The sequence below is a fragment of the Micromonospora sp. NPDC049580 genome, from assembly GCF_040675595.1.
Taxonomy (GTDB): Bacteria; Actinomycetota; Actinomycetes; order Mycobacteriales; family Micromonosporaceae; genus Micromonospora.
The window spans coordinates 1-1,084 of the sequence record NZ_JBFAPG010000839.1 but is presented as its reverse complement, the minus strand read 5'-3'; the positions used below and the strand labels follow the sequence as shown (position 1 = coordinate 1,084).

Here is a 1,084-nt window from a genome sequence, read left to right as displayed (position 1 = left end):
CCCAGATCTGGGGCAGACCAGGCGTCGCCGCCGCCCCACTCGTGGGGCAGCTCTACAGGCAGCAGAGGAGGTCCTCCGACCTCAGCTGATTGGCCTGCGCCGGCTGTCGGCGGCCAGCCGAGGCCGTCTGCAATCTCGAGGCCGTCCGCAACGTCGAGGCCGTCCGCAACGTCGAGGCCGTCCGCAACGTCGAGGCCCTGTGCAGCGCCGGGGGCATGTGCGGCGCCGGGGGTATGTGCAGCGTCGGAGCGGTGTGGGTCAGCGGCCGTCGCGCGGGCCGAAGACGGCGAGGGCGTCGGCGTCGCTGTGCTGGGAGCGCAGGTACTCGTCGGCCCAGGCGGCGGCGTCGGGGTAGGTCGACTCCGTCGCCACCCGGGCGCAGGCCGCGTCCACGTCGAAGGCGGTGCGGCGCAGCTGTACGCCCGGACCGAGCAGCGCCCACCACGCGCCCGCACCCCCGTACGGCATGCCGATGCTGCCCGGGTTGACCACCAGGCGCCGGTCGACCAGCCGGGTGAACGGCATGTGGGTGTGGCCGCAGACCACCGTCGCGATCTCGGCCGGGAGGCCGGCGAACACCTCCGACCAGCGGGACATTCGGGAGTCGACGAGCACGACTTCCTCGTCGTCACGAGGGGTCGCGTGACAGAACAGTGTCGGCCCGAGGCCGTCGATCTCGAACGTCGCCGTCGCCGGCAGGGCCGCGAGTCGGGCCACCTGGTCCTCGCGGAGCTGCCCGCCGGCCCAGTTGGACACCTCGAAAGCGGCGGGCCGACCGGCCCGTGCGTCGACCAGCTCACGTTCGCAGTTGCCGCCCACCCAGCAGACCCGGTCACCCAGGTCGGCGAGCACGTCCAGCACCTCGACCGGCTGCGGGCCGGACGCGATGTCGCCGGTCAGCACGATGAGGTCGGCGGCGGCGACGTCCGGCTCGGCCAGCACGGCCTCCAGCGCGGGGAGTACGCCGTGGATGTCGGAGAGCACCGCAACTCTGTTCACCATGGGCCCACCCTCACCGCTGCTGCCGCACCGAGCCAGCATTTCTGCGCCGGGCAGACGAAAACGTCCCCGCCTGCCGTCGGTG

At 73.0% G+C, this 1,084-nt stretch carries 1 protein-coding gene; it reads right to left on the bottom strand.

Going from position 1 to position 1,084, the window contains the following annotated elements; all coding sequences use genetic code 11:
* Window positions 1-258 precede the first annotated feature (258 nt).
* The gene (locus AB0J68_RS32475; RefSeq protein ID WP_354860830.1) at window positions 259-1,002 is read right to left on the bottom strand and encodes a metallophosphoesterase family protein; all 744 of its coding nucleotides are present in this window, start codon (window positions 1,000-1,002) and stop codon (window positions 259-261) included.
* Window positions 1,003-1,084 lie beyond the last annotated feature (82 nt).

Bases quoted from the DNA above. Each gene is read 5' to 3' on its own strand.
- AB0J68_RS32475 (WP_354860830.1), bottom strand. From the start codon at position 1,002: ATGGTGAACAGAGTTGCGGTGCTCTCCGACATCCACGGCGTACTCCCC.